The sequence below is a fragment of the Kocuria dechangensis genome (assembly GCF_014636775.1).
GTDB classification, from domain to species: Bacteria; Actinomycetota; Actinomycetes; order Actinomycetales; family Micrococcaceae; genus Kocuria; species Kocuria dechangensis.
Genome location: NZ_BMEQ01000089.1, coordinates 1 through 567, shown reverse-complemented (window position 1 = coordinate 567; position 567 = coordinate 1). Strand labels below are relative to the sequence as shown.

Genomic DNA, 567 nt, shown 5'->3' with positions numbered 1-567 from the left:
CATCCCCCTGGCGGACCCCCACTTCTGGACCATGGCCGGGTCCGTGCGCGTGGCGCAGCTGTGCCACGAGTTCGGGCTCACCTGGGGCTCGCACTCCAACAACCACTTCGACATCTCCCTGGCCATGTTCACGCACGTGGGCGCGGCCGCCCCGGGCGAGATCACCGCGCTGGACACCCACTGGATCTGGCAGGACGGCCAGGGCCTGACCCGGGAGCCCCTGGTCATCGCCGACGGCGCGGTGCAGGTGCCCGCCGCCCCTGGGCTGGGCGTGGAGCTGGACCGGGACCGGCTCGGCGCCGCGCACGAGCTCTACCTCGAGCACGGCCTGGGCGCCCGGGACGACGCCGCCGCGATGCAGTACCTGATCGAGGGTTGGAGCTTCGATCCCAAGCGCCCCTGCCTGGTCCGCTGACCGGCGGGCGGGAAGGGAACGGATGACAGGGGTCCTGCTCGGGTTCGGGGTGGTGGCCGTGATCGCGGCCGTCGGCTTCGCGACCGCCGCGCTGCTGCCCGGCGAGGCCGCCCGGATCCGCCAGGGGCTCACCCCCGTCATCTACTACATCA

General features: G+C 72.8%; 1 protein-coding gene. It reads left to right on the top strand.

Annotated features, from left to right (window positions below):
* Window positions 1-415, top strand: a 415-nt coding sequence (locus IEW07_RS20775) for an enolase C-terminal domain-like protein (RefSeq protein ID WP_308738256.1), incomplete at its 5' end; no start/stop codon positions are given.
* Window positions 416-567 lie beyond the last annotated feature (152 nt).